The organism is uncultured Olegusella sp. (assembly GCF_947253395.1).
Taxonomy (GTDB): Bacteria; Actinomycetota; Coriobacteriia; order Coriobacteriales; family Atopobiaceae; genus Olegusella.
Genome location: NZ_CAMXYY010000092.1, coordinates 1 through 5,733 on the forward strand (window position 1 = coordinate 1; position 5,733 = coordinate 5,733).

Genomic DNA, 5,733 nt, shown 5'->3' on the forward strand with positions numbered 1-5,733 from the left:
CACTGATGCAAGCTGGATTTGGCGTGAGGGGCAGCTGACCTTCAACAATCTCTATCTTGGTGAACATCGTGACCTGGGATTTGAAGGAGCAGAGCGGGGTTCGGTTGTTGCACGTCCCAACACGCGTGTGTTAGCACCGTCAGTAGTGCCTGGTTGCTCACGTGAAGGTGTGGTTATGCCAGGCGCAGCGCGTGAATTTGCTGATGGCATTTTGATTGATATGGGTCAGATGATTGCAGGCATCATTGAATTCCATTTTCATGCACGTACCGGTCAGAAGGTCACCATCAACTATGCTGAGCAGCTCGATGAGGAAGGTAGATTACTCTTTGCTGCAAATGAGATTATTCAGCAGGACATACTGACTTGCATTGAGGGTGAGAATTGCTTTACCAATGAGTTTTGTTGGCATTCCTTCCGCTATGCCTTTGTTGAAGGGCTTGCTATGGAGGATTTTGAGCGCTTTGATGCCTACTATGTGCATACGGCGCTGATTCAGACGGGAGATATTGTCACAGACAATGCCTCTTACCAGCAATTATTTGATGCTGCACGCCGTACAAAGTTAAACTGCATCCATGGTATTTGGGAGAACAGTGCCTTTGACCGTTTTGGCTACGGTGGCGATATGGTGGCGCTGTTCAATTCGAATGCGTTTCTTTTTGATACAGAAGGCTTGCTGGACAAGACACTGGGTGATTTCTCGCGTGATCAAACTGCACGAGGTGGTGTACCTGCGACGGTGCCTGGAGTTGGCGTTGGAAGTGCGTGTCCTGCGCCCGGAGAAGGTCCTCTGTTGTGGCAGCTTGCCTATCCCTATTTGGCTGTTCGAGCAGATCAGTGGTATGGCAGAAAAGATCTGCTTGAGCGTGAATGGCCCCAGTTGGAGCGCTTCTCTCAGTATTTATTGAGTTTTGATCCAGCTGAACTTGCCCAGTTTTGTCTAGGCGATGTAGGCGGCATCAGCGATAGCGCAGGCGAGACACCCGACCGTGAGTTTGTTGGCTGGTGTGCGATTTTATGGGCTTTGAGCTGTGTAGATGAGGTTGCCATTCGTCTTGGTAAGCAAAACCAAACACTCGAGGCAGCTATCGAAAAGCTGCACAAACAAATTGTTGAGCGCTTTGCCCATGCTGATGGCAGCTTTGGTGATGGTACGCAGACCTCATATGCTTTTGCGGCGGCGTTGGGTTTGGGAGATAGGCGCAAGCTCAGTCATAAACTGGCAGATACAATTCGTGCAAATGATGGTGTTGTGAGCTGCGGTATGTTTGGCTCGGTGCTTGCCTTTGATATGCTCAATCGTTTTGGATTAGACGGGCTCGTTGAAGGTTGGCTGCTGCGTGAACAGTCTCCAAGTTTCTTGGATATGCTATCTGAGGACTCTGGTTCACTTAAGGGGATCTTTGGGGGCCATATTATCTCGCGCAACCACGCGATGATGTCGGGTTATGTGCAGTGGATGGCACAGGCACTAGGCGGCATACGTGTGGCAGATGATGCGCAGGCAGCAAATCACCTCGTGATTTCACCTTTCTTCTCGCCAAAGACTAACAGTCTGACCTGCTCGTATGTGACGCCTCGTGGACAGGTATGCGTGAGTTGGGAACGGCAGGCAGTAGGTATTGCGCTGACGGTGACTGTGCCTGCAGGGACAGCGGCAGATGTTTGGGTTGACGGTGCTATCGACACACTTCCTGCCGATGATGCGCCAATAACGCAGGCTTTTTTGATTGAGGAATAAGCGACAGGAATGTTGAATACCGAAGATTCAATAAAAAACTAACTAGGATTTTATTAGAAGGAGTAAAGAGCCTGCTTAACGTATAGGATTTAAGCAGGCTCGTGGATAAAAAACATTCGCCACTATTGTTTTGCTGATTTTGTTTCTATATTAAAGTGGCCCCAGAGCACAAAAGAAACAACACATGAGATAAACCAGCTTGCTACTATACAGATGAAAATCATTATTAAGTTTGTCGGGTTGCCACTTGGATCCATGTACACGGGCAATGATGTAATTCCAGGCATGACAAAACCAAAGCATTTCACTCCAAGGAGTACGGTCAGAGCACCACTCATACCATTGCCAATCATGGCTGCGAAAAGGGGAGTTTTATTGGGAACCTGAATGGAGAAAAGGGCAGGTTCAGAGATTCCCATAAAGGCAGAAAATGCGCAGGTCATCGCTACAGATCTCATTTTTTTATTAGTCATACGCAGAGCAGCTCCAAAAGCAGCGCCACTTTCGGCAAGGTTGTGACAGAAAGACACAGGGAGTAAATAGTCGTAGCCAAGTGAAGCGATGTTGGCAATTTGAATGGGACTCGTAGATTGATGCATGCCAAAAAGTACAATTATTGGCATGAAAAAACCCAATAGGAATCCAGCAATGGGGCCTAGAGTGGAGAACAACCAGACGATGCCATTTGCAAGGCCAATGCCGCACCAAGCGCCAATTGGAGCAAGCGCAAAAAGGTTGAGAGGAATGATAATCCCAAGTGAGAGCGCAGGTACAACAACGAGTTTCAGTAGATCGGGAATAAATTTGTCAATAAAATGATAAACAACAGAGAGTCCGAAAACACCAAAAATTATTGGGAAGACAGAGTCAGCGTAATTAAAGATAGGTACGGCCATACCAAAAAGGGTAAGCGGTGTTTCATCGGTTCCCACAGCATTGATAATGGTGGGATACATGAGTGATCCGGCCACAATAAGAGCAAGTGAACGGTTTACGTGAAACTTTTCAGCAGCAGAAGAGGCAAGCAGGAAAGGCAAAAAATAAAATGGGATATCGGAAATCATATTAAAAATAGCCCAGTTACCCGAGCCCGTATCGATACCAAAGTATGCGATAAGTGCAAGCACTCCTTTAACGATACCACCTGCTACTAATGCTGGAATTATGGGAGAGAAAATCCCAGAAATGGTATCGAATACTCCTGAGAGACCTAAGCCTTGTAACTCCTCCTGATCAATATCAGCTGCAACCTCTCCGGCCATCTTATCTTTGCCTAACAAGGGCTCAAACTCCTCATAGAGGGAGCCGACACCAGGACCAATAATAATTTGCCATTGTCCATCCTTAATCTGGGCACCCAAAGTTCCCTCAAGATTCTGTAATGTCGTAAGGTCTGCTTTTTGGTCATCAACAAGACCAAGACGGAGACGTGTGATGCAATGTGTAGCAGTCTTGATGTTACTCGCTCCGCCTACGTGCTGGAGAATTTGTTTCGCCAATTCTTTTTTTGATGCCATAGTGAGCTCACCTCTCTTTTCCTATAGTCTCGCTATAACAGTCTCCGCCTTCGTAGTTTCGTGATTTGGAGACGGTATGCCTTTAGTTGAGGTTTTCTCCGTTAGTCGAAATACACTTTTGATACCAGTAAAAAGAGTCTTTTCGAAAACGTTTTGAGCTACCTTTGCCTTCGTTGTTACGGTCAACATAAATAAGTCCATAACGCTTATCCATAGTGAGTGGGCCACAGGAAACAAGATCGAGAAATCCCCAAATCATGTACCCACGCACATCAACCCCATCGATGATGGCTTCTTTAAGACATTTGATGTGTTGGCAGATATAGTCAATACGGTAGTCGTCGTGGACATGACCGTCTTCGGTGAGTATATCGCTTGCACCAAGACCATTTTCAGCAATGTAGAGTGGAAGACCGTAGCGATCATACATTTGATTGAGTGTAATACGTAAGCCAATGGGGTCAAACTGCCAACCCCATTCCGAAGTGGGTAGATAAGGGTTTTTGTTGGTCATTACCAGATTACCTGCGGTTTTTTCCCAGTTCTGGTTGGTAGTAGAAATTTGTGAGAAGTAATAAGAGAAAGACAAGAAATCAACAGTGTTTTTCTCAATAAGTTCCTCATCACCCTGCTTCATACGGATGGCAATGCCACATTTGTCAAAATACCGCGCCATATATGCAGGATATTTGCCCCGAGCCATAACGTCGGTATAGAACCAATTTGCATATTGATCATCATGTAGTGCCTGAAGATTATCTTCCGGACGACAGGTAGCTGGATAGGTACAGAAGCGAGCAATCATTCCTCCAACTGGTGTATTTGGTCTGCGCTCATGTACCGTTTTGATGGCAAGGGCATTTGCCACAAACTCATGATGTAAAAATTGAAAGATTTGTTGTTCAAACTGGTCTCCCTCCTCATCTTTTATTAGACAAACGCCATCCCAAGGAGAAAAACGTCCAGCATTGAATTCGTTGAAGGGAAGCCAGAAGTCTACAAGATCACCTAATTCGTCTACTATCGTCTCGACGTAGCGGAGGAAGAAATCAATAGTTTTGCGGTTCTTCCATCCACCATATTTTGTGACTAGATGAACAGGAATGTCATAGTGCAACATGGTTACAAAAGTCTTAATGCCATTGCGGTGGCATTCTCTCAACATATCACGGTACCATGTAATTCCTTCGCGGTTAGGTATGGGGTCATCCCCATGGGGAAAAATGCGACTCCAACATATAGAAGTTCTAAAGAGTTTGAGACCCAGTTCAGCGAAGAGAGCAATGTCTTCCTTGTAGTGATAGTAAAAATCTACACCACGTCGCAGAGGATAGTATTCTGTGCCATCGTTGATAAGTGCTGCCTCAAACTCAGCTTGAGAAAATGGATTATTTTGGTGCTTTTCCTCAATTTGTTCGTGAGTCCAGCTACCGTCAAGCCAACGACAGTCCTGGGTATTTTTACCTTTTCCTCCGGCCATCCAGCCGCCATCGGCTTGGGATGCACTGATAGCGCCACCCCAAAGAAAGCCATCTCCAAAGCCAGTTTTTGCATGTAGCATGTTTGGTGTCCTTCCTTGTACCGTTCTGGCATTTTCTGTTTCTGATGGATTCAATATATGAGAAAAATAATGGAAATAAAATGTCATAAAATCTATAATAAATAACATATATACAGATTTTCGCTTTTGAAAGGCATGAGATGAGCGGCCAGCGGGAAACGGTGTCGAATTATCAGGGATATAAGAAAGATCAGCACTTGCAGAGCTTTCTCTATCGTCATACCCCATCTGAAACATGGCACCTTGCACACCCTGGGCAAATGAGTCATCGATACGATACGGTGGAGCATTTGATTATAGACGGCATCGATTGCCTTGTTTTCGACTGGAAAAATACCCTACAAGAGAGGACCGTTGGTCTTATTAAAGAGACGCGTTTTACCACCATCCCTGTGCATGTAAATCACGATATGGAACTTTCGTTTATTTACGATGGAACCTGTGATTTTGTTGTTGATAGCAGGGCAACTACTCTCCATACAGGAGATGTTCTTATTTGCGATACTGGTGTAGTGCGCAGTTCTCCTTCACTTAAAAAAGAACGAGATATTGTCCTTTCAATGGTCTTCCGCAGGGAATTCTTTGACTCAATTTTCTTGAGTAAGCTACCTGGTTCGGGGATGTTGACTGAACTCCTTTTTGAGTCTGTGTCGCAACGCAGACGACATGATGGGTCACTTGTCATACCTGCTGCTTATGCGGGTCGCACTCGCCAGCTGATGGAATATATTGTTGAGGAATACCATTTTCCCTCAGACTATTCCAAAGAGCTCATTCAGAGCTATGCTGAGAGTCTTTTTCTTGAACTCATTCGTGGCCTTTATCGTCGCGCGCAGGAAAAAGAGAGCTACATCATTGAAAATCGGCAGCTTGTAGATGCTATTCATTATTTGGAAAAGCATTACAAGGAG

General features: G+C 45.4%; 4 protein-coding genes. 2 read left to right on the top strand and 2 right to left on the bottom strand.

The features are described from left to right. A partial coding sequence (locus Q0X25_RS06875; RefSeq protein ID WP_298580399.1) for a family 78 glycoside hydrolase catalytic domain occupies positions 1-1,744 on the top strand: 1,744 nt, incomplete at its 5' end. A 122-nt stretch (positions 1,745-1,866) separates the two neighbouring features. Here Q0X25_RS06875 and Q0X25_RS06880 read toward each other — a convergent pair. Together Q0X25_RS06880 and Q0X25_RS06885 are read right to left on the bottom strand one after the other, a co-directional pair. Further along, entirely contained in the window at positions 1,867-3,261 is a 1,395-nt protein-coding gene (locus tag Q0X25_RS06880; RefSeq protein WP_298580402.1) for a PTS transporter subunit EIIC, read from the bottom strand. Positions 3,262-3,343: 82 nt separating this feature from the next. Next, the gene (locus Q0X25_RS06885; protein ID WP_298580404.1) at positions 3,344-4,822 is read right to left on the bottom strand and encodes a family 1 glycosylhydrolase; all 1,479 of its coding nucleotides are present in this window, start codon (positions 4,820-4,822) and stop codon (positions 3,344-3,346) included. A gap of 140 nt (positions 4,823-4,962) precedes the next feature. Here Q0X25_RS06885 and Q0X25_RS06890 point away from each other — a divergent pair. Continuing rightward, positions 4,963-5,733 (top strand): hypothetical protein (locus tag Q0X25_RS06890; protein ID WP_298580407.1); only part of this gene is annotated, 771 nt, incomplete at its 3' end.

Coding starts and splice junctions, on each gene's coding strand:
- Q0X25_RS06880 (WP_298580402.1), bottom strand. CDS start 3,261: ATGGCATCAAAAAAAGAATTGGCGAAACAAATTCTCCAGCACGTAGGC.
- Q0X25_RS06885 (WP_298580404.1), bottom strand. CDS start 4,822: ATGCTACATGCAAAAACTGGCTTTGGAGATGGCTTTCTTTGGGGTGGC.